Raw genomic sequence first — 19,531 nt, forward strand, 5'->3', positions numbered from 1 at the left:
CGAGTCGGCCGTCACGGCTGTCGTACCTGCCTTTCCAGGGCGTCGAGGTCGTCGGCGAGCCGCAGCAGGGCGGCGTCGTCGGTGGGCGGCGGGCCGTGCAGCAGCCCGGCGAGCTCGCCCGGGGCGCGGCCGTCGGCCAGCCGGGCGGCGAGTGCGGCCGCCAGCGCGTCGCGGTCGGGCTCGCCGTGCCGCACCGGCACGGCGAGCAGGGCGGCCAAGCGCTGCCGGGTGGCCCGGCGCAGCGCGTCGGCGGCCCGGCCGCGGGCCTTGGCCTGCTGGTAGAGCCGGCCCCGGCCCTCGGTGGTCTCGGCGGCCCGGACCACCACCGGCAGGTTCTCCGGGACCACCGGGCCGAGCCGCCGGGCCCGCCAGGCCATCGCCAGCAGGGCCGCCAGCGCGAGCTGGACGAGGGCCCACTTCCAGCCGTCCGGGATCAGCTGGACGAAGCTCTTCTGCTGCGGCCCCGCGGCGGCCTCGGCGGCCGCGTAGTCGGGCAGGAACCAGGTCAGGTGCGGCTGGGCGCCGAGCACGCCGAGGGCGAGCGAGGCGTTGCCGTCCTGGGCCAGCCGCTGGTTGCTGAGGAACCGGCCGGAGCCCAGCACGATCACCTCGCCGCCGACCGGGCCGGTGGTGCGGACCAGGGTCGGGTGGCCGAGCCGCGGGTAACAGCCGGTGGCCCCGGACGCCACCTGGTAGAGCCGGCCGCCGCCCTCGGCGGTGCCGGCCCGCTGGGCCTCCGCCAGGGTGCAGTCGCCCGGGGCGCTCGCGGAGGCCACGGTGACCGGCGGATCGTCGGGCCCGAAGGTCTGGACGCCGGTGGCCAGCCGGTAGAGCGCCTGCGGACCGGGGGAGATCAGCACCAGGCGGCGGTGGCCGGCCCGGGCCAGCGCGTCCAACTGGTCGTCGCTGAGCAGGTCGGGCAGCGGGACCACCACGGTGTCGTCCCCGGCGGGGGTGGCCGCCAAGGCGCTCGGATCGGCGGTGGTGGTCACCGTGACGCCCCGGTCGCGGAGCAGCTGGACGGCGGCCAGGGTGCCGTCGGCGTCCGGGGAGCGCGGGTCCAGCGCCGGGTAGGAGGGGCTGTTGTTAAGCCCGGCGACCAGCAGGCCGCCGAGCAGCAGCACCACCGTGCCGAGCAGGAACCAGCGCGATCGCAGCCACAGTTGACGTGCCGTCGGGGAGAGTGCGGTGGTGCTCATGCGGCACCTCCGGCCGGAGAGAGCGGGGCCGGGCGGGTGCGGCGCAGGCGCTCGTCGAGCTCGGCCAGCCGCTGGTGGGCGGCCTGGTCGGCGGGGCGCTCGCCGAAGGCGATGTCGTCGAAGAGCCGGGCCGCCGCGATCAGCTCGGCCGCGTGCTCGGGCAGCTGGCGGCCGGCCTCGCGGGCGGCCTCGTCGGCGGTGCGGCCCGGGCGGTGGTCGAGCAGGGTGCGCTCCTCCAGCGAGCGGATCAGGGCGCGCAGCTGCTCGCGGACCGCCTCGGCCCACCGGCCGGCGGCGGCGTGCCCGGCCGCGGCGGCGCGGTGCTGCTCGGCGGTGAGCGGGCCGTCGGCCGCGAACAGCGCGCCGGCCCGGGCGGCCGAGCGGCGCGGCCGCCCGAACCGCCACCACAAGCCGCCGGCGAGCAGCGCGAACAGCACCAGGAAGAGCACCAGGCCGGTGGTGCCGTCGCCGCCGACCACCGAGCCCAGCCGGTCCAGGAGCTTGCCCAGCTGGTCCCAGACCCAGCTGCTGATCCGCTGCACCAGCGTCGGGTCGTGCCGGTGGTAGGCCGGCTTGAGCAGCTCCTCGCGGGCGGCGTTCCTGGCCGGGTCGCGCAGCTCGGTCACCGGCGCGCCGTCGGCCGTGATCACGGCGCGCCCCCAGTCCCCCCAGACGTGCATCGGGTCAGGCCGCCCCGGTGGGCGGTTGGCCCGGCTGCCCGGCCCAGCCGGTGCCGCCGTACTCGGGCAGGCCGGCGGCGCGGGCCAGCTCCAGGTCGAGCGCCTCGCGGCGGATCCGCTGGTCGACGTAGAGCAGCACGTTGATGCCGGCCCGGACCGGGACGGTGATGGTGGCGCCGAGCACGCCGCCGACGCCGGTCAGCAGCAGGGCGAGGAAGGACAGCGTCACCGGCTGGTTCGGGTCGTTGAGCTGGGCGAACGGGTTGCTCGCCACGCCCGCCCCGATGGTGAACGGCGCGGCGATCAGCCCGGCGATGATGGCGGTGAGCACCACGCCGAGCACGGAGATGCCGAAGATCCGCCACCAGCTGTCCCGGGTGAGCTTGCGGGAGCGGGCCAGTGCGGCCTTGATGCCCTGCTTCTCCAGCATCAGCGCGGGCGTGGCGAGGCTGAGCCGGACGTACATCCAGGTCGCCACCAAGCCGGCCACGAGGAGGCCGAGCACGGCGGTGGCCGCGGCGGCGGAGGTGTTGTCGCTGGCCAGGCCGATGATCAGGGCGGGTAGCAGGCCGAGCACCACGATCCCGACGCAGATCAGCGCGATCAGCAGGCTCAGCCCCAGCAGTCGCCAGAACTGCGGACGGGCGGCCCGCCAGGCCGCACCGGCGGTGACCGGCTCGCCCAGGATGGCCTTGCTGACCACCATGGTGAGCAGCGCGCTCATCACCAGGCTCGCCACCGCGCTGATCAGGAATCCGACGCCCAGCAGCAGGACGGCCGCCAGCCCGGGGGTGTCGTTGCTCTGGGCGTACCACTGGATCGCGACCGAGGTGCCCTGGGTGAGCACGGCGACGCCCAGTGAGAGCGGCAGCACGGTGCGCCAGTGCTTGCGGCTGGTGGTGATCGCGCCGTCCAGGATCTCGCCGACGCCGAGCGGGCGCAGCGGGATCACCCCGGGCTTCGGGGTGAGCGGCTGACTGCCCCACTGCGGCTGCCAGCCGGGCTGCCCCCAGCCGGGTTGGCTCCAGCCGGGTTGGCCCCAGCCGACCTGCTGCTGGTGCGGCGGCCGGCCCCAACCGGGCGGCGGCGCGAAGCCCTGCTGCGGGGGCACCTGGGCGCCCGGCTGTCCGTAGGCGCCGGCGTACGGCGGCGCGGCGGAGGCGGCGGGCGCCGGCGCGGGTGCAGTGGCGTCCGCGGGTGCGGCCGACGTCCCTGCCCCACCCTCCGGGCGGGGGGACTCCGGTGCGGCGGGCGCGCTCGCGGGCGCCCGGCCGTCCTCGGGGTCGGACGGGGACGAGCCGGGCGAGACCCAGCCCGGGGTGTCGGTCATCACTGCTCCTCGGTGGGGCGTCGGGCCCCAGGATGGTGGGTGGCGCATGCGTGCCGACCATCGTGCCATGGTGTCGGCAGGCGCCCCAGGGGTGCCTGGTTGCTGATCGACAACGGAGTCGGCAGGACCGAGGAAGTTGGGAGTTTGGGTGGATATGGGTCGTCTGGCCGGGGAACCGGCGGGGGAATTGGCGCGGGTGTGCGACAGGTCACATTCGCGTAATGAGAGGATGGGCGCATGAAAGGTCGCGTCCTGGTCGTCGATGACGACACCGCACTCGCCGAGATGCTCGGCATCGTGCTGCGTGGAGAGGGTTTCGAGCCGAGCTTCGTCGCGGACGGGGACAAGGCCCTGGCCGCGTTCCGCGAGGTCAAGCCGGACCTGGTGCTGCTCGATCTGATGCTGCCCGGGCGGGACGGGATCGACGTCTGCCGGCAGATCAGGTCCGAGTCGGGAGTCCCGATCGTCATGCTCACCGCGAAGACCGACACGGTCGACATCGTGGTGGGCCTGGAGTCCGGTGCCGACGACTACGTGGTCAAGCCGTTCAAGCCCAAGGAACTGGTGGCCCGGGTCCGTGCGCGGCTGCGCCGGGCCGAGGAGCCCACCCCCGAGCAGCTGACCATCGGCGACCTGGTGATCGACGTCGCCGGCCACTCGGTCAAGCGGGACGGCCGGGGCATCCCGCTGACCCCGCTGGAGTTCGACCTGCTGGTCGCGCTGGCCCGCAAGCCCTGGCAGGTGTTCACCCGCGAGGTGCTGCTGGAGCAGGTCTGGGGCTACCGGCACGCCGCCGACACCCGTCTGGTGAACGTGCACGTGCAGCGCCTGCGCTCGAAGATCGAGAAGGATCCGGAGCGCCCGGAGATCGTGGTCACCGTCCGCGGTGTCGGCTACAAGGCCGGGCCCAGCTGACGTGACGGATCAGATCCACCCCTCCCCGGCCCCGAACGCGGCCGGGGAGGCGCACACCGGGGATCCGGCCCCGCAGACGCGGGACGCCGGTTCCCCCTTCGGTCTGCTGACGCGCCGGCTGCGCAGCCCGTTCCTGCGGCTCGCCGCGCTGTATCGCCGCTCGATCCAGCTGCGGGTGGTCGCCGCGACCCTGGCGCTCTCGGTGGCGCTGGTGGTGGTGCTCGGCGTGGTGGTGATGGCCCAGGTGCGCCAGGGCCTGCTGGACAGCAAGAAGCACGCCGCGCTGGGCCAGGCCTTCGGCGGGTTCACCACCGCGCAGAAGCTGAGCGACGGTCAGCAGCAGGCCGACGAGGCCGCCAAGCAGGCCGGCACCGGCACCGACCAGGGCGAGAGCAACAGCTGGCTGACCACCCAGGTGGCCAGCCTGGCCAGCGGCGGCCAGGGCGTCTACGTGGTGATCGGCACCGTGCCGGCCACCGACCAGAGCGCGGTGGCCAGCAGCGTCACCGCGCCGGAGAGCGCCCGTGCCTCCGAGGACATCTCGCTGAGCAGCATCTCCCCGCAGCTCGCGGCCGACGTGGCGAAGAATTCGAACGTGCCGCACGAGCAGGCGACCACGATCCACCGGATCGCCGCGAACGGCTCTGCGGTCTCCGAGCCCGGCCTGGTGATCGGCAAGCAGCTCAACGGCCCGGACAACAAGCCCTACCAGCTCTACTTCGCCTTCTCCTTCGCCCAGGAGGACCAGACCCTGGCCCTGGTCACCGGCACGGTGGCCACCGCCGGTCTGTTCATCGTGATGCTGATGGGCTGCATCGCCTGGCTGGTGGTCCGTCAGGTGGTCACCCCGGTGCGGATGGCGGCCGGCATCGCCGAGCGGCTGGCCGACGGGCACCTGGAGGAGCGGATGAAGGTCACCGGGACGGACGACATCGCCCGCCTCGGTGAGTCCTTCAACCGGATGGCCGGGGCGCTGCAGGCGCAGATCCACCAGCTGGAGGAGCTCTCCCGGGTGCAGCGCCGGTTCGTCTCGGACGTCTCGCACGAGCTGCGCACCCCGCTGACCACGGTCCGGATGGCCGCCGACCTGATCTACGACTCGCGCGAGGACCTGGACCCGATGGCGGCCCGCTCCGCCGAGCTGCTCCAGGGCCAGCTGGACCGCTTCGAGTCGCTGCTCGCCGACCTGCTGGAGATCAGCCGGTTCGACGCGGGCGCGGCGATCCTGGACGCCGAGCCGGTGGACCTGCGCGACATCGTCAACCGGGTGGTCGAGGCGGCCGACCCGCTGGCCCGGTTGAAGGGCAGCGCCGTGGTGCTGCGCGACGCCGACGTTCCGGTGGTCGCCGAGGTGGACCAGCGCCGGATCGAGCGGATCCTGCGCAACCTGGTGGTCAACGCGCTGGAGCACGGCGAGGGCCGGGACGTGGTGATCCGGCTCGGCTCGGCCGAGGGCGCGGTGGCCGTCGGCGTGCGCGACTACGGCATCGGGCTCAAGCCGGGCGAGGCCTCCCGGGTGTTCCACCGGTTCTGGCGGGCCGACCCGTCCCGGGTGCGGACCACCGGCGGCACCGGCCTGGGGCTGTCCATTGCGGTGGAGGACGCGCACCTGCACGGCGGCTGGCTGCAGGCCTGGGGCGAGCCGGGCGGCGGCTCGCACTTCCGGCTCACCCTGCCGCGCACCCGCGGCGGGGACATAGGCCGGGCGCCGTTCCGGCTGGAGCCGGAGGACTCCCGGCACAACCGCGGGCTGCGGGCCCAGGGGACCCCGTACCGGCGGGCGCTGCCGTCCGGCGCGACCGCGCTGACCGCCAGCGGCGAGCTGTCGGTGATCCCGGAGACCCCGGGCGGCGCGGGCGGCGGGCTCGGCCCCGGGCTGGGCGGGGTGCTGGCGATCACCGGGGGACTCGGCCCGCAGCGGCTGGCGAGGGGGCCGGTGGCCGACCCGTCCGACGTCAGCACGGCGGGCGGCGGGTACGGTGCGACCGGCGCGCACGTGGTGGTGGACCGGGGACGGGCACCGGGCGGCGCGCAACAGGGCGCACAGGGCGCCGAGGGGACCAACGCGGAGGGGGCGGGGAGTGCGGAGCCTCAGTGAGCCGGTTCGGCCCGGCCGGCGCTGGTCCGGCGCGCTGGCGGCGGCGCTGACCGTCCTGCTGGCGGCCGGCTGCGCCACCATGCCGGACAGCGGCGACCCGGAGGCGGTGGCCCCGCCCCAGGGCGCCGGCGCCGACCAGGGCATCCAGGTGCGGGTGCTGCCGTTCCCGCCGCGCGACGGGCTGAACCCCGCCGAGGTGCTGCAGAACTTCCTCGACGCGTCGATCGCCGACGAGGCGAACTACAAGACCGCCAAGCAGTACCTGACCGGCGACGCGCTGACCAGCTGGCAGCCGGACAGCGGCGCGGTGGTGCTCAAGAGCACCGCGCAGCAGAAGCCGCCCGTCGACGACGACTCGACCGCCACCGACCAGGTGGTGCTGACGATCAGCTCGCACCAGATCGGCCAGCTGGACGCCCAGCACACCTACCGGGCCACCGACCAGCAGTACACCGGCACGTTCACCCTGGTGAACACGGCCAAGGACGCCAAGGACACCAAGGACCCGAAGGAGGCCGCCGCCCGGGCCGAGTGGCGGATCTCCCAGCTGCCCACCGGCCTGGTGCTGGACCAGGTGAGCTTCCGCAACGCCTACCAGCAGGTGGACCGCTACTACTTCACCAAGGACGACCCGCAGGCGCCCGGCCCGGACCAGGACCCGGTGCTGGTGCCGGACCCGATCTACCTGCGCCGCCGGGTCGACCCGGACTCGGCCGCCGCGCGGGCGCTCGCCGAGGGCCCGTCCCAGTGGCTCGCCCCGGCGGTCCACTCCGCCTTCGACGACAGCGTGCACCCGGCCGACACGGTGACGAGCGACGACCCGCACAACCCCAAGCTCCGGCTGGACGGGGTGGACTGCGTGGTCAGCGAGCGCCAGTGCCGGCAGATCGCCGCGCAGCTCTACTTCACCCTGGTCAGCGTGAACGGCCCCACCGCGATCGAGTCGGTCACGGTGACCGGTCGGCGCGGCAGCGCCAGCATGAACTCCACGCAGGCCAAGAACTCGTCGTACCAGCCGGGCAACCTGGCCGGCACCGGCCTGGCCTACGTCCGGGACGCCGACAACGGCCAGCTGGCCCGGCTGCCGCTCGGCGACAGCCCCGGCCAGAGCAACCCGGTGCCCGGCGTGCTCGGCGCCGCCAAGCTGCCGCCCGCGCTGCAGCCCTCGGGCGGCAAGGTGAACGGGCAGTACGCGGTGCGCCGGGACGACAAGGCCGCCGCCGTGGTCAGCGAGGACGGCAAGTCGCTGTACGTCGCCGGACTGGACGACACCGCCAAGTCGCTCGGCGCCCCGCTGGCCACCAGCCGCGCCCCGCGCCCCGACCAGGGCCTCTCCTCGCCCAGCTGGGACGGCTACGACGACCTCTTCGTGGTGGACCGCGACCCGGCCGCCCCGCAGGTGCTGATGCTCCGCAACCAGGCCAAGGTCACCGTCCCGGTCGCCGGGCTGGCCGACGGGCAGACCGTGGACGGCCTGCGGGTCTCCTCCGACGGCACCCGGGTGGCGCTGCTGCTGTCCGACGGCGGCGGGCACACCCTGGCGATCGGCCTGGTGCAGCGCGGCGGCACGCCGACGCAGCCCACCGCGGAGATCACCGCGGTGCGCCAGGTCTCCCCGCCGCAACTGGCCGACGTCACCTCGGTCTCCTGGGCCGACCCGGACACCCTGCTGGTGCTCGGCAAGGAGGCGGACAGCGTGATGCAGCTGCACTACCTGTCCACCGACGGCTCCACCGCGATCGACACCAATGGCCTGCAGGCGGTGGACGGGATGAGCGTGGTGGCGGCCTCCGAGTCGCGCTCCGACCCGGTGCTGGCCGACGCCAAGGACACCGACCACACCGTCTACCGGCTGTTCGGCACCGTGCAGCCGCAGTGGAAGGTGGCCGCCAAGGACGGCGGGCAGCCGGCCTACGCGGGCTGAGGTCCGCCGAGCGGCCCGCGCCGGTGGACGGCGCGCGGCAGGCCGGCCGGGGCGGCGGTGGCGGCCACGGTCGCGGCGGCCAGCGGTTCGGCGCCGGCCGCGCGCAGCGCCCGGGCGGCCTCGGCCAGGCTGGCCCCGGTGGTCACCAGGTCGTCCACCAGCACCAGCCGGCGGCCCGTCAGCTGGTCCGCCGTCAGCCGGGGCACCGTCAGGGCCCCGTGCAGGTTGGCCCGGCGGGCCGCCGCGCCGAGCCCGCTCTGGTCGGCCACCCGGCGGGCCGGGCGGAGCACCGGTGCGACGCGGCAGGGCAGCCCCTGGCGGCGCAGTGCCCGGGCGGCGCCGCGGGCCAGTCGGCGGGTGGCGTCCTGGCCGCGGGCCCGCACGGCGCGCCGGGCGGACGGCATCGGCACCAGCAGCAGCGGCGGCCCGCCGGGACCGGCACCGGCCCCGGCCAGCGCCGCGCGGACGGACCGGGCCAGTACCTCGCCGAGCGGCCCGGCGAGGCTGAGCGCGCCGCGTTCCTTGTGGGCGATCAGCAGTCGGCGCACCGGGTCGCGGTAGCCGGCGCAGGCGTGCAGCGGCGGCAGGCCGGGCGGTGCGGGGAGCGGGCCGGCCGGGTGCGGGCGCAGCGCGTCCAGGACCGTCCGGCAGCCGGGGCAGAGCGGACCGCCGGGCGCCCCGCAGCCGGTGCACGGGGAGGGCAGCAGCACGTCGAGCGCGGCGGTCAGCAACGGAGCCTCCCTGGTGATCACCCTCGGTGATGCCGCCAGAGTGGGCCGTCCGGGCGGAGTTGTCCAGATATTTACCCTCACTTCACTCCATTGAGGGTAGACAGGGGTGAACAGCTGTCCGGCCGGATCGCACGCCCTCTAAGGTCCCGCTGGAGAGGCAGGAAACCCGTGCTGGGTGTGAGATGAGGCTCCCAGGGTTTCAAGCGTCTCTGGTGGGGAGGAAGTGGGTGAGGGTCCAGCCCCACCCGGTCCGCGGACCGGGTGCCGGACCGGCGGCAGTACGGCTGGTCAGGCTGGGTCTCATGCCCGGCCCGGTAGTCCGGGCCGGCGCCAGTACGAGGGATCGGAGTTCTGCGTGGACATCGTCGTCAAGGGCCGCAAGACCGAGGTGCCCCAGAGGTTCCGCGAGCACGTGGCCGAGAAGCTGGAGAAGGTCCAGAAGTTCGACGGCAAGGTGATCAGCCTCGACGTCGAGGTGTCCAAGGAACACAACCCGCGCCAGGCCGAGCGGTCCGACCGGGTCGAGATCACTGTCCGTACCCGTGGCCCGGTGATCCGGGCCGAGGCGGCGGCCGGTGACCCCTACGCGGCCCTGGATCTGGCCGCGGCGAAGCTCGACGCCCAGCTGCGCAAGTCCGCGGACCGGCGCCGGGTGCACCACGGGGCCCGCACCACGCCGCTCAGCGTCGCCCAGGCGACCGCGCGGATCGCGGCGCAGCAGGGCACCGCGACCATGGAGGAGCTGAACGAGCAGGCGGTGCCGCGGACCGTGATGGGCACGGTCGAGGTGGAGGGCGAGGGCCCGCTGGTGGTCCGCGAGAAGACGCACGTCGCCCACCCGATGGCGCTCTCCCAGGCGTTGGAGTCGATGGAGCTGGTGGGCCACGACTTCTACCTCTTCGTGGAGAAGGACAGCGGCCTGCCGAGCGTGGTCTACCGGCGCCGCGGCTACGACTACGGCGTCATCCACCTGCGGTCGGACGGACTGGAGCCCGACGACGAGGCGGCCGGCGCGGGCGGATCGATCAACGGAGCCGAGCGGTGAACCGGCACGGCTGACGGCAGTGGAGCGCGCCCGGCGCCCGGCGGACCGCCGGGCGCCGGGCGCACCCGTTGGAGGGACCCCGGGCACGAGCGGTGAGTCCGCTCCCGTGGACCGTGGAATGATGACCCCCGGAGCTTTCGGCGAGGGGGAGGGGCGGATGGCGGAGCGGTTCGAGGGCGGTGTCGGCGGGGGTCCGGAGTCGGAGTTCGCGCCGCGCGGCGGCGAGCCCATTCGCGTCCTGGTGGTGGACGACCACGCGCTCTTCCGGCGGGGGTTGGAGATCGTGCTGGCCGACGAACCGGACATCCGGGTGGTCGGCGAGGCGGCGGACGGTGCGGAGGCCGTGCTCAAGGCCGCCGATTTGTTGCCGGACATCATCCTGATGGACGTTCGGATGCCGCGCCGCAGCGGCATCGAGGCGTGCACCTCGATCAAGGAGGTGGCGCCCAGCACCAAGATCATCATGCTGACGATAAGCGACGAGGAGGCCGACCTCTACGAGGCGATCAAGGCGGGGGCCACCGGCTACCTGCTCAAGGAGATCTCCACCGACGAGGTGGCCACCGCGATCCGCGCGGTGGCCGACGGGCAGTCGCAGATCAGCCCCTCGATGGCGGCCAAGCTGCTCACCGAGTTCAAGTCGATGATCCAACGGCGCTCCGACGACCGGGAGTTGGTGCCCGCACCGCGGCTGACCGACCGGGAGCTGGAGGTGCTCAAGCTGGTCGCCACCGGGATGAACAACCGGGAGATCGCCAAGGAGCTGTTCATCAGCGAGAACACCGTGAAGAACCACGTGCGCAACATCCTGGAGAAGCTGCAACTGCACTCCAGGATGGAGGCGGTGGTCTACGCGATGCGGGAGAAGATCCTCGAAATAGGGTGACCGCCGGTCCGTCGCGGGCCCGCCGCCGGTCCGCCGCGGCGGCCTAGTCGGCCAACAGGCGGACCAGGTCCGGCCGCAGGGCCTCGTCGTGCAGCGCCTCCACCCGCACCTCGGTGCAGCCCACCCAGCTCGCCGCCTCACGCAGCGCCCGGGCCAGCGCGGGCAGTTGGGACCGGCCGTGCAGCGAGACCTGGCGGGCCACCAGCACCCGCCCCTCGCGCGCCGGGTCCACCCGGCCGATGAGGCGGCCGGCGGCCAGCAGCGGCATCGCGAAGTAGCCGTGCACCCGGCGGGACTTGGGGGTGTACGCCTCCAGCCGGTGGGACATGCCGAAGATCCGTTCGGTGCGCGCCCGGTCCCAGATCAGTGAGTCGAACGGCGAGAGCAGCGTGGTGCGGTGGCACTCCCGGCCGGCCAGCTGCTCCGCCGCCAGGGCCTGCGGATCGGCCCAGGCGGGGCCCTCGCCGCCGTCCGCCCCCCAGCCGGCGACCGCGACCGGCACCAGCCCCGACTCGGCCAGCACGGAGTCGAGTTGATTGGTCTTCAGGCGGTGGTAGTCGGCCAGGTCGGCCCGGGTGGCGACGCCGAGGGCCTGGCCGGCCTGGCCGACCAGGCGCAACAGGCAGCTGCGGTCGTCCGGGTCCTGCTCGAACAGCTCGGCGGGCACGGCCTGTTCGGCCAGCGCGTAGACCCGCTTCCAGCCGCGGCGCTCGGTGCAGACCACGTCGCCGAAGGCCAGCGCGCGCTCCACCGCGATCTTGCCCTCCGACCAGTCCCACCACTCGGCGGTGCGCTTGGCGCCGCCGAGTTCGGTGCTGGTCAGCGGGCCCTCGGCGCGCAGCCGGTCGAGCACCGCGCGGTAGGCCGACTCGCTCACCCGGTGGTCCCAGAGCCGGCCGCGGTCGCGGTAGGCCCGGCGGCGGAAGGCGAACAGCGGCCACTCCTCGACGGGCAGCACGCAGGCCGCGTGCGACCAGTACTCGAAGCTCGTCCCGCCGCCCCAGTAGGCCTGCTCGACCGCCGGGCGGCCGACCGCGCCGAGCCGGGCGTAGGGCACCAGTTCGTGCGAGCGGGCCAGCACCGAGATGGTGTCCAACTGCACCGCGCCGAGGTGGCGCAGCACCCCGCGCACCCCCGCCCGCCGGTCCGGCGAGCCGAGCAGGCCCTGGGCCCGCAGGGCGATCCGGCGGGCCTGGTCGGCGCTGAGCGTCAGGGACGGCGGGGGAGCGGCAACGGTCATGCCGGACAGGGTAGGTGGCGGATGCGACAGCCGGAACGGCCCGGGCCGTTCCGGCGGCGGTCCGGTCAGGCCGAGCGGTCGGCCTCGTCGGCCAGCAGCGAGCCCATCCACACGTCGTGGAACCGGCCGCGCTGCTCGCCCCAGGAGCGCAGCACGCCCTCGATGGTGAAGCCGGCCCTGAGCGCCAGCGCCTTGGACGGCTCGTTGCCGACGTAGGCGGTCCAGTCGATCCGGCGCAGCCCGCGCTCGGTCAGGCCCCACCGGCAGACCGCCCGGGTGGCCTCCAGGGTCAGGCCGCGGCCGCGGGCCGAGGCGGTGGCCCAGTAGCCGATCTCGGCCCGGCCCGGGCCGCGGTGGGTGAGCCCCTGGGTGCCGACCAGCTCGCCGGTGGCCTTCTCGAACACGCACCAGGTCGGCGAGCCCGAGGCCCAGCCCTTGGTGCCGACCACGTTGACGAAGAACTCGGCGTCCTCGCGGCGGTAGGGAGTGGGGACCACGGTCCAGCGCTGGATCTCCGGGTCCTGGCAGGCGGCGGTGACCGCGTCCAGGTCGTCGAGTGCGGGCGGGCGCAGTACGAGGCGGTCGGTCTCCAGGGTCACGGGCGTGATCGGTTCGTTCATGAACCGAAGTATCCCGGGCGGGCCCGCACGGGCGGCAACGGGTTTTCGCCGCCCGTTTTGTGACCGTTGCGATGACTATCGCGCGATCCGCCCTCAGGAGTGACACCGGAATGGCGTGCTGACGCACCTCCCGGGGGATTGGACTCCTCGCATACGATGGCCCGTGCGGCGGGGTGGACCCGCCGTGCAGTCGTCCAGAGCCGATCCAGGCAAGGAGCCCGCTCAAGTGTCCGTCTTCGACAAGATCCTGCGCGCCGGCGAGGGGAAGATCCTTCGCAAGCTGCAGCGGATTGCTGCCCAGGTCAACTCCATCGAAGACGACTTCGTGAACCTGACGGACGACGAGCTGCGCGCGCTGACCGCGGAGTACAAGTCGCGGCTGGAGGAGGGCGAGTCGCTGGACGACATCCTCCCCGAGGCCTTCGCCACGGTCCGCGAAGCCGCCAAGCGCGTGCTCGGCCAGCGCCACTACGACGTGCAGATCATGGGCGGTGCGGCCCTGCACCTCGGCTACGTCGCCGAGATGCGCACCGGTGAGGGCAAGACCCTGGTCGGCACCCTGCCCGCCTACCTGAACGCGCTCACCGGCAAGGGCGTGCACCTGATCACCACCAACGACTACCTCGCCGAGCGCGACTCGGAGTGGATGGGCCGGGTGCACCGCTTCCTGGGCCTTGAGGTCGGCGTGATCCTGGCCAACATGCCGCCGGCCGAGCGCCGTCGCCAGTACGCGATGGACATCACCTACGGCACGAACAACGAGTTCGGCTTCGACTACCTGCGCGACAACATGGCCTGGTCGCAGGACGAACTGGTGCAGCGCGGCCACAACTTCGCGGTCGTCGACGAGGTCGACTCGATCCTGATCGACGAGGCCCGCACCCCGCTGATCATCTCCGGCCCGGCCGACCAGGCCACCAAGTGGTACACCGACTTCGCCAAGCTGGTGCTGCGCCTCAAGCGCGACCGGGACTACGAGGTCGACGAGAAGAAGCGCACCGTCGGCGTGCTGGAGGAGGGTGTCACCCGGGTCGAGGACTACCTGGGCATCGACAACCTCTACGAGTCGGTCAACACTCCGCTGGTCGGGTTCCTGAACAACGCCATCAAGGCGAAGGAGCTCTACAAGACGGACAAGGACTACGTCGTGATGAACGGCGAGGTCATGATCGTCGACGAGCACACCGGCCGAATCCTGGCCGGCCGCCGCTACAACGAGGGCATGCACCAGGCGATCGAGGCGAAGGAGGGGGTGGAGGTCCAGAACGAGAACCAGACGCTGGCCACCATCACCCTGCAGAACTTCTTCCGCCTCTACTCCAAGCTCTCCGGCATGACCGGTACCGCCACCACCGAGGCGGCCGAGTTCCACCAGATCTACAAGCTCGGCGTGGTGCCGATCCCGACCAACAAGAACCCCAAGCGGATCGACCAGCCCGACCTGATCTACAAGTCGGAGCCGGCCAAGTTCGCCGCCGTGGTCGACGACATCGCCGAGCGGCACGAGAAGGGCCAGCCGGTGCTGGTCGGCACCGTCTCGGTGGAGAAGTCCGAGTACCTCTCCCAGGAGCTGCGCAAGCGCGGCATCCCGCACGAGGTGCTGAACGCCAAGCACCACGAGCGCGAGGCCCAGGTGGTCGCCCAGGCCGGCCGCAAGGGCGCGGTCACGGTGGCCACCAACATGGCCGGCCGCGGCACCGACATCATGCTCGGCGGCAACCCCGAGCACCTGGCCACCGCCGAGCTGGCGCAGCGCGGCCTGAGCGCGGTGGAGACCCCGGACGAGTTCCAGGCCGAGTTCCCGGACGCGCTGGAGAAGGCCAAGGCCGCGGTCAAGACCGAGCAGGAGGAGGTCCAGGACCTGGGCGGCCTCTACGTGCTCGGCACCGAGCGGCACGAGTCCCGCCGGATCGACAACCAGCTGCGCGGCCGCTCCGGCCGCCAGGGCGACCCGGGCGAGTCCCGCTTCTACCTCTCGCTCGGCGACGACCTGATGCGCCTGTTCAAGGCCGGCATGGTCGAGCGCGTGCTGTCGATGGCCAACGTGCCCGAGGACGTGCCGATCGAGTCCAAGATGGTCACCCGGGCGATCGCCTCCGCGCAGACCCAGGTCGAGCAGCAGAACTTCGAGATCCGCAAGAACGTCCTGAAGTACGACGAGGTGCTGAACCGCCAGCGCGAGGTCATCTACGGCGAGCGCCGCCGGGTGCTGGAGGGCGAGGACCTGCAGGAGCAGGTCGGCCACTTCATGGACGACACCGTCGAGGCGTACGTGCAGGCCGCCACCGGCGAGGGCTTCGAGGACGACTGGGACCTCGACAAGCTGTGGACCGCGCTCAAGCAGCTCTACCCGATCACCCTGGACCTGGCCGAGCTGGAGGAGGAGGCCGGCGGCACCGCCGGGCTCACCCCCGAGTTCCTCACCAAGGTGGTCCAGGAGGACATCCAGGCCCAGTACGGCGCCCGCGAGGACCAGCTCGGCGAGCAGGTCATGCGCGAGCTGGAGCGCCGGGTGGTGCTCTCGGTGCTGGACCGCCGCTGGCGCGAGCACCTCTACGAGATGGACTACCTGCAGGAGGGCATCGGCCTGCGGGCGATGGCCCAGCGCGACCCGCTGGTCGAGTACCAGCGCGAGGGCTTCGACATGTTCGGCGCCATGATGGAGGGCATCAAGGAGGAGTCCGTCGGCTACCTGTTCAACCTGGAGGTCCAGGTCGAGCAGCAGGTCGAGGAGGTGCCGCTGCCGGCCGACGCCGAGGGCGAGGAGGCCGCGGTCGAGGACGTCCGTCCGGAGATCAAGGCCAAGGGCCTGGAGGCGCCGGCCCGCCAGCGCCTGCACTACACCGCCCCGTCGGTGGACGGCGACGACACGGTGGTCGAGGGTGACTTCGACGAGGACGCCGCGCCGGCCGCCGAGGGCGACGGGCTGACCCGGGCCGAGCGCCGCAAGGCCGCCAAGGGCCGCCGCCGCAAGTAACACCCCGTCAGCAGCGTCCGCCGCGCCGTCCGGTCCGACCGGGCGGCGCGGCGGCGTTCCCGGGGCCGCTCAGCGGGCCTCCACGGCCGCGCACTGCCAGGTCTCGGTGCGGTGGTGGCGCTCCAGCCGGAACGCCACCACGTGGTCGCGGCGGCCGGTGGCGACCCGGACGCAGACCTCCACGGCGTCCGGCGCGGGGGAGAACTCGTGCACCGGGCCGAGGCCGAGCCGGCCGCGGCCGGCGGCCGAGCGCAGCGGGCCGCGGCGGACCAGGCCGGCCAGCTGGCGGTAGCCGTCGTGCGTGGTGTGCCGGGCGAGTTGGCCGGCCGGGCGGGCGCCGGCCAGCACCTCGACCAGGCGTTGGGCGAAGCGGCGGGCCAGTTCGCGGCGGGCGGCGGCCTCGTCGGTGCCGGTGCCGGTGCCGGTGCCGCTTCCGCTTCCGGTGCCGGGGCGGTCGGCGGGCATTGCGCAGGCGCTGCGCGGATGGCGCGGCGCGCGGGGCGCGGGGGCGCCGGCGTGCGGGCGCAGCGGCTGCCGGGGCGCGGCGGTCCTGGCGGCGGCGGGCCGGTGCGGCGGGTGCTCCCCGGTCGCGGCGCGGCCGAGCGGACGGATCGTCACCATGGGTGTGGCGAGCGCGGTCTGGGTCATCGTCGGTACCCCCGGGTTCGGGCGGATCGGGTGCGTCACCCGTGCTATCGGCAGCTTGCCGTCCGGCTCAAGGGGCCGTCCGCCACCCCCGAAGTGGTCCCCCGAACGGCGTCTTGACACCCCGTCGGCCCGGAGCGCCAAGGGGTCGGCGGCGCCGCACCCGGCGCGGACCGCTCCGGACGGTCCGCTCGAAGGGGGACACCCCGGTGATCGTCCGGGCCGTATTCTGTGGGGGTCCCGAGCTGTCGGAGCAGGAAGCGAGCGTGTCCCCGATGCGTGTCTACGTACCCACCACCCTGGCCGCGCTGGCCCAGGCGCACCGCGGTGGCGAGCTCGACCAGTCCGCCGCCTACGCGGTCACCCCGGCGCTGCGCGAGTGGTACGTCAGCGACGACATCGAGGAGTTGGAGTACGCGGCGCTGGTCCGGGCCGCCCAGTCCTCGCTGCGCCTGCTGGCCGCCGACCCGGGGGCGCCGCGCCGCCGGGTGGTGGTGGCGCTGGACGTGCCGGACCGCGCGGTCAAGCCGTTCGGCGGCGACGAGTACCAGGACCAGGCCTCACTGGGCCGGGTCAGCCTGGCCGAGCCGGTGCTGCTGGCCAAGGCCGCCGCCGTGCACGCCGACGCCGACGAGGCCGAGGTGACCGGCGACGTGGCCACCGCGGCCGGTGCGGTGGTCGCCGCCGACGCGGGCGACGCGGACGCCCAGTTCGCCGTCGACGGCGCCGAGGACCACGAGCTGCTCTGGTTCGCCACCCAGGAGATCCCCGGTCTGCTCGGCTGACTTTCGCCCCCTGGAAACCGGGGTGTCAGCGGGGCCGGTTACCGTGCCCGGGTGCGTACTCACATCGTCTGGGACTGGAACGGGACCCTCCTCAACGACATGGCGGCCGTGGTCGCCGCCAGCAACGCGGCCTTCGCCACGGTGGGCGGGGCGCCGCTGACCGTCGCGCAGTACCGGGAGAACTACGAGATCCCCATCCCGCGGTTCTACCAGCGGGTGCTGGGCTTCCAGCCCAGCGGCACCCAGTGGGAGGCGTTGGACGCCACCTTCCAGGAGCACTACACCCGGCTGAGCGCGGACGTCGGGCTGGCCGACGGGGTGCCCGAGCTGCTGGCCGGCTGGGCCGCCGACGGCCACACCCAGTCGCTGCTGTCGATGCACCAGCACGAGCGGCTGCTGCCGGCCGTCGAGCGGTTCGGCATCGGCCCGCGCTTCCTGCGGGTGGACGGCCGCACCGGCCCCTCGCACGGGCAGAAGGCGGCCGCCATGGTGCGCCACCTGCGGGCGCTGGGCGAGGCGGTGGACCCGTCCCGCACCGTGGTGATCGGCGACGCGGCGGACGACGCGCTGGCCGCCCGGGAGGCCGGGGTGCACGCGGTGCTGTACACCGGCGGCTCGCACGTGCGGGCCAACCTGGAGCCGGTCGGCGTGCCGGTGGTGGACTCGCTGGCCGAGGCGGTGGCGCTGGCCCGGCAGCTGGCGGTCTGACCGTCCGGCGGCCCGGGCACCGCACCCCGAACGGTGGTGTGTCGCGCGGCGCCGGGCCGGCCGCCGCGCGTCAGTCTGGGCGTGACCCCAGACGCGAGGAGCAGCCCCGCCCATGCCGTTCGACGCAGTGACCAAGGTGCCCGTGCCGGCCAACGAGCCGGTGCACGGCTACGCCCCCGGTAGCCCGGAGCGGGCCCGCCTGCTGGCCCGGCTGGAGGAGCTGGCCGCCGAGCCCGTCCCGCTGCCGATGACCATCGGCGGCGAGCGGCGGCTCGGCGGCGGCGAACGGATCGACGTGGTCCAGCCGCACCACCACGCGGCGAAGCTCGGCGTGCTGGGCAACGCCACCGCCGAGGACGCCCGGCAGGCGGTGGCCGCCGCACTGGACGCGGGCCCGCGCTGGCGCTCGCTCTCCTTCGACGACCGGGCGGCGGTCTTCCTGCGGGCCGCCGAACTGCTGGCCGGCCCCTGGCGGGAGACCCTGGCCGCCGCCACCATGCTGGGCCAGTCCAAGACCGCGCAGCAGGCCGAGATCGACGCGCCCTGCGAGCTGGTGGACTTCTGGCGGTTCAACGTGCACTTCGCCCGGCAGCTGCTGGCCGAGCAGCCGGAGTCCTCGCCCGGGGTGTGGAACCGCGCCGACCACCGCCCGCTGGAGGGCTTCGTCTACGCGGTCACCCCGTTCAACTTCACCGCGATCGCCGGCAACCTGCCGACCGCCCCGGCGCTGATGGGCAACACCGTGGTCTGGAAGCCCGCGCCGACCCAGACCCTGGCCGCCCACCACCTGATGCGGCTGCTGGAGGCGGCCGGCCTGCCGCCCGGCGTGATCAACCTGGTGACCGGCGACGGCCTGGCGGTCTCCGAAGCGGCGCTGGGCAGCCCGCACCTGGCCGGGCTGCACTTCACCGGCTCCACCGCGACCTTCCGCCGGCTCTGGCGGCAGATCGGCGACAACATCGACGGCTACCGCGGCTACCCGCGGATCGTCGGCGAGACCGGCGGCAAGGACTTCCTGGTCGCGCACCCCTCGGCCGACCCGGAAGTGCTGCGCACCGCGCTGCTGCGGGGCGCCTTCGAGTACCAGGGCCAGAAGTGCTCGGCGCTCTCCCGGGCCTTCCTGCCGCGCAGCCTGTGGGCGCGGATCCGGGACCGGGTGATCGCCGAGACCGACGCCCTGACGGTGGGCGACGTCACCGACCTGTCCAACTTCATGGGTGCGCTGATCGACCGGCGGGCCTTCGCCAAGTGCCGGGAGGCGATCGAGCGGGCCAAGGCCGACCCCTCGGTGGAACTGGTGGCCGGCGGCCAGTACGACGACGCGATCGGCTGGTTCGTCCGCCCGACCGTGCTGGTCGGCACCGACCCGGGCAACGAGGTCTTCCGGACCGAGTACTTCGGCCCGATCCTGGCCGTGCACGTCTACCCCGACGACGGTTGGGAGGAGGTGCTGGACCTGGTGGACCGGGGCGCGCCGTACGGCCTGACCGGCTCGGTGGTGGCCCAGGACCGGTTCGCCATCGCACGGGCCCAGGAGGTGCTGCGGTTCGCGGCCGGCAACTTCTACGTGAACGACAAGCCGACCGGCGCGGTGGTCGGCCAGCAGCCCTTCGGCGGCTCCCGGGCCTCGGGCACCAACGACAAGGCCGGCGCCGCGCAGAACCTGCTCCGCTGGACCTCCACCCGCTCGGTCAAGGAGACCTTCGTGCCGCCCACCGCGGTCGGCCACCCGCACATGGGGTGAAAGC

16 protein-coding genes are annotated in these 19,531 nt (G+C 73.9%); 9 read left to right on the top strand and 7 right to left on the bottom strand.

What is annotated here, in order from left to right; all coding sequences use genetic code 11:
* Nucleotides 1–11 precede the first annotated feature (11 nt).
* From FHX73_RS17800 to FHX73_RS17810, 3 genes are read right to left on the bottom strand one after another with little or no spacing between them, the layout of a single operon-like run.
* Entirely contained in the window at nucleotides 12–1,199 is a 1,188-nt protein-coding gene (locus FHX73_RS17800; RefSeq protein WP_145905937.1) for a DUF4350 domain-containing protein, read from the bottom strand.
* Nucleotides 1,196–1,879 (bottom strand): DUF4129 domain-containing protein, encoded by a 684-nt coding sequence (locus FHX73_RS17805; RefSeq protein WP_246213577.1) that lies wholly within the window; start codon nucleotides 1,877–1,879, stop codon nucleotides 1,196–1,198. The genes FHX73_RS17800 and FHX73_RS17805 overlap by 4 nt, the downstream gene beginning before the upstream one ends.
* Nucleotides 1,880–1,883: 4 nt before the next feature.
* The gene (locus FHX73_RS17810) at nucleotides 1,884–3,209 is read right to left on the bottom strand and encodes a DUF7847 domain-containing protein (RefSeq protein WP_170304948.1); all 1,326 of its coding nucleotides are present in this window, start codon (nucleotides 3,207–3,209) and stop codon (nucleotides 1,884–1,886) included.
* A 237-nt stretch (nucleotides 3,210–3,446) separates the two neighbouring features.
* On the opposite strand from FHX73_RS17810, the gene mtrA reads away from it, so the two are divergent.
* Genes mtrA through FHX73_RS17830 form a run of 3 tightly spaced genes read left to right on the top strand, consistent with a single transcriptional unit; the run spans nucleotide 3,447 to nucleotide 8,146 of the window.
* The gene (gene mtrA / locus FHX73_RS17820; RefSeq protein WP_145905940.1) at nucleotides 3,447–4,124 is read left to right on the top strand and encodes an MtrAB system response regulator MtrA; all 678 of its coding nucleotides are present in this window, start codon (nucleotides 3,447–3,449) and stop codon (nucleotides 4,122–4,124) included.
* A gap of 1 nt (nucleotide 4,125) precedes the next feature.
* Complete coding sequence (gene mtrB, locus FHX73_RS17825) at nucleotides 4,126–6,222, top strand: MtrAB system histidine kinase MtrB (RefSeq protein ID WP_425461394.1); 2,097 nt, start codon at nucleotides 4,126–4,128, stop codon at nucleotides 6,220–6,222.
* A complete protein-coding gene (locus FHX73_RS17830; RefSeq protein WP_145905941.1) occupies nucleotides 6,206–8,146 on the top strand; it encodes an LpqB family beta-propeller domain-containing protein in 1,941 nt (646 codons plus the stop codon). The genes mtrB and FHX73_RS17830 overlap by 17 nt, the downstream gene beginning before the upstream one ends.
* Here FHX73_RS17830 and FHX73_RS17835 read toward each other — a convergent pair.
* On the bottom strand, nucleotides 8,134–8,877 hold the full coding sequence (locus tag FHX73_RS17835) for a ComF family protein (protein ID WP_145905942.1): 744 nt from the start codon (nucleotides 8,875–8,877) through the stop codon (nucleotides 8,134–8,136). The genes FHX73_RS17830 and FHX73_RS17835 overlap by 13 nt on opposite strands.
* A gap of 355 nt (nucleotides 8,878–9,232) precedes the next feature.
* Between FHX73_RS17835 and hpf the strand changes: the two genes are divergently transcribed.
* Nucleotides 9,233–9,922, top strand: a complete 690-nt coding sequence (gene hpf / locus FHX73_RS17840) for a ribosome hibernation-promoting factor, HPF/YfiA family (protein ID WP_145905943.1) — start codon at nucleotides 9,233–9,235, stop codon at nucleotides 9,920–9,922.
* 157 nt (nucleotides 9,923–10,079) lie between these two features.
* Complete coding sequence (locus tag FHX73_RS17845; RefSeq protein ID WP_145908355.1) at nucleotides 10,080–10,808, top strand: response regulator; 729 nt, start codon at nucleotides 10,080–10,082, stop codon at nucleotides 10,806–10,808.
* A 43-nt stretch (nucleotides 10,809–10,851) separates the two neighbouring features.
* Here FHX73_RS17845 and FHX73_RS17850 read toward each other — a convergent pair whose 3' ends face one another.
* On the bottom strand, nucleotides 10,852–12,048 hold the full coding sequence (locus FHX73_RS17850; protein WP_145905944.1) for a winged helix-turn-helix domain-containing protein: 1,197 nt from the start codon (nucleotides 12,046–12,048) through the stop codon (nucleotides 10,852–10,854).
* Nucleotides 12,049–12,113: 65 nt separating this feature from the next.
* Nucleotides 12,114–12,668, bottom strand: a complete 555-nt coding sequence (locus FHX73_RS17855; protein ID WP_342795304.1) for a GNAT family N-acetyltransferase — start codon at nucleotides 12,666–12,668, stop codon at nucleotides 12,114–12,116.
* Between the two features lie 226 nt (nucleotides 12,669–12,894).
* Between FHX73_RS17855 and secA the strand changes: the two genes are divergently transcribed.
* Nucleotides 12,895–15,645: a preprotein translocase subunit SecA gene (secA, locus tag FHX73_RS17860; RefSeq protein WP_145905945.1), complete on the top strand. Its 2,751-nt coding sequence runs from the start codon at nucleotides 12,895–12,897 to the stop codon at nucleotides 15,643–15,645.
* A gap of 69 nt (nucleotides 15,646–15,714) precedes the next feature.
* Here secA and FHX73_RS17865 read toward each other — a convergent pair whose 3' ends face one another.
* Nucleotides 15,715–16,293 (bottom strand): Rv3235 family protein, encoded by a 579-nt coding sequence (locus FHX73_RS17865; protein ID WP_145905946.1) that lies wholly within the window; start codon nucleotides 16,291–16,293, stop codon nucleotides 15,715–15,717.
* Between the two features lie 272 nt (nucleotides 16,294–16,565).
* Here FHX73_RS17865 and FHX73_RS17870 point away from each other — a divergent pair, with 272 nt between their 5' ends.
* The 3 genes from FHX73_RS17870 to pruA all read left to right on the top strand — a co-directional run bounded on the left by FHX73_RS17870 (nucleotide 16,566) and on the right by pruA (nucleotide 19,527).
* Nucleotides 16,566–17,075, top strand: a complete 510-nt coding sequence (locus FHX73_RS17870; protein WP_145905947.1) for a DUF6912 family protein — start codon at nucleotides 16,566–16,568, stop codon at nucleotides 17,073–17,075.
* Nucleotides 17,076–17,126: 51 nt separating this feature from the next.
* Entirely contained in the window at nucleotides 17,127–17,783 is a 657-nt protein-coding gene (locus FHX73_RS17875; RefSeq protein ID WP_145905948.1) for an HAD family hydrolase, read from the top strand.
* A gap of 112 nt (nucleotides 17,784–17,895) precedes the next feature.
* A complete protein-coding gene (gene pruA, locus FHX73_RS17880; RefSeq protein WP_145905949.1) occupies nucleotides 17,896–19,527 on the top strand; it encodes an L-glutamate gamma-semialdehyde dehydrogenase in 1,632 nt (543 codons plus the stop codon).
* Nucleotides 19,528–19,531 lie beyond the last annotated feature (4 nt).

It is taken from the genome of Kitasatospora viridis (assembly GCF_007829815.1).
Taxonomy (GTDB): domain Bacteria; phylum Actinomycetota; class Actinomycetes; order Streptomycetales; family Streptomycetaceae; genus Kitasatospora; species Kitasatospora viridis.

Coding starts and splice junctions, on each gene's coding strand:
- FHX73_RS17850 (WP_145905944.1), bottom strand. CDS start 12,048: ATGACCGTTGCCGCTCCCCCGCCGTCCCTGACGCTCAGCGCCGACCAG.
- FHX73_RS17855 (WP_342795304.1), bottom strand. CDS start 12,668: ATGAACGAACCGATCACGCCCGTGACCCTGGAGACCGACCGCCTCGTA.
- FHX73_RS17865 (WP_145905946.1), bottom strand. CDS start 16,293: ATGACCCAGACCGCGCTCGCCACACCCATGGTGACGATCCGTCCGCTC.
- FHX73_RS17870 (WP_145905947.1), top strand. CDS start 16,566: ATGCGTGTCTACGTACCCACCACCCTGGCCGCGCTGGCCCAGGCGCAC.
- pruA (WP_145905949.1), top strand. CDS start 17,896: ATGCCGTTCGACGCAGTGACCAAGGTGCCCGTGCCGGCCAACGAGCCG.
- mtrA (WP_145905940.1), top strand. CDS start 3,447: ATGAAAGGTCGCGTCCTGGTCGTCGATGACGACACCGCACTCGCCGAG.
- FHX73_RS17810 (WP_170304948.1), bottom strand. CDS start 3,209: ATGACCGACACCCCGGGCTGGGTCTCGCCCGGCTCGTCCCCGTCCGAC.
- FHX73_RS17805 (WP_246213577.1), bottom strand. CDS start 1,879: ATGCACGTCTGGGGGGACTGGGGGCGCGCCGTGATCACGGCCGACGGC.
- FHX73_RS17845 (WP_145908355.1), top strand. CDS start 10,080: ATGGCGGAGCGGTTCGAGGGCGGTGTCGGCGGGGGTCCGGAGTCGGAG.
- FHX73_RS17800 (WP_145905937.1), bottom strand. CDS start 1,199: ATGAGCACCACCGCACTCTCCCCGACGGCACGTCAACTGTGGCTGCGA.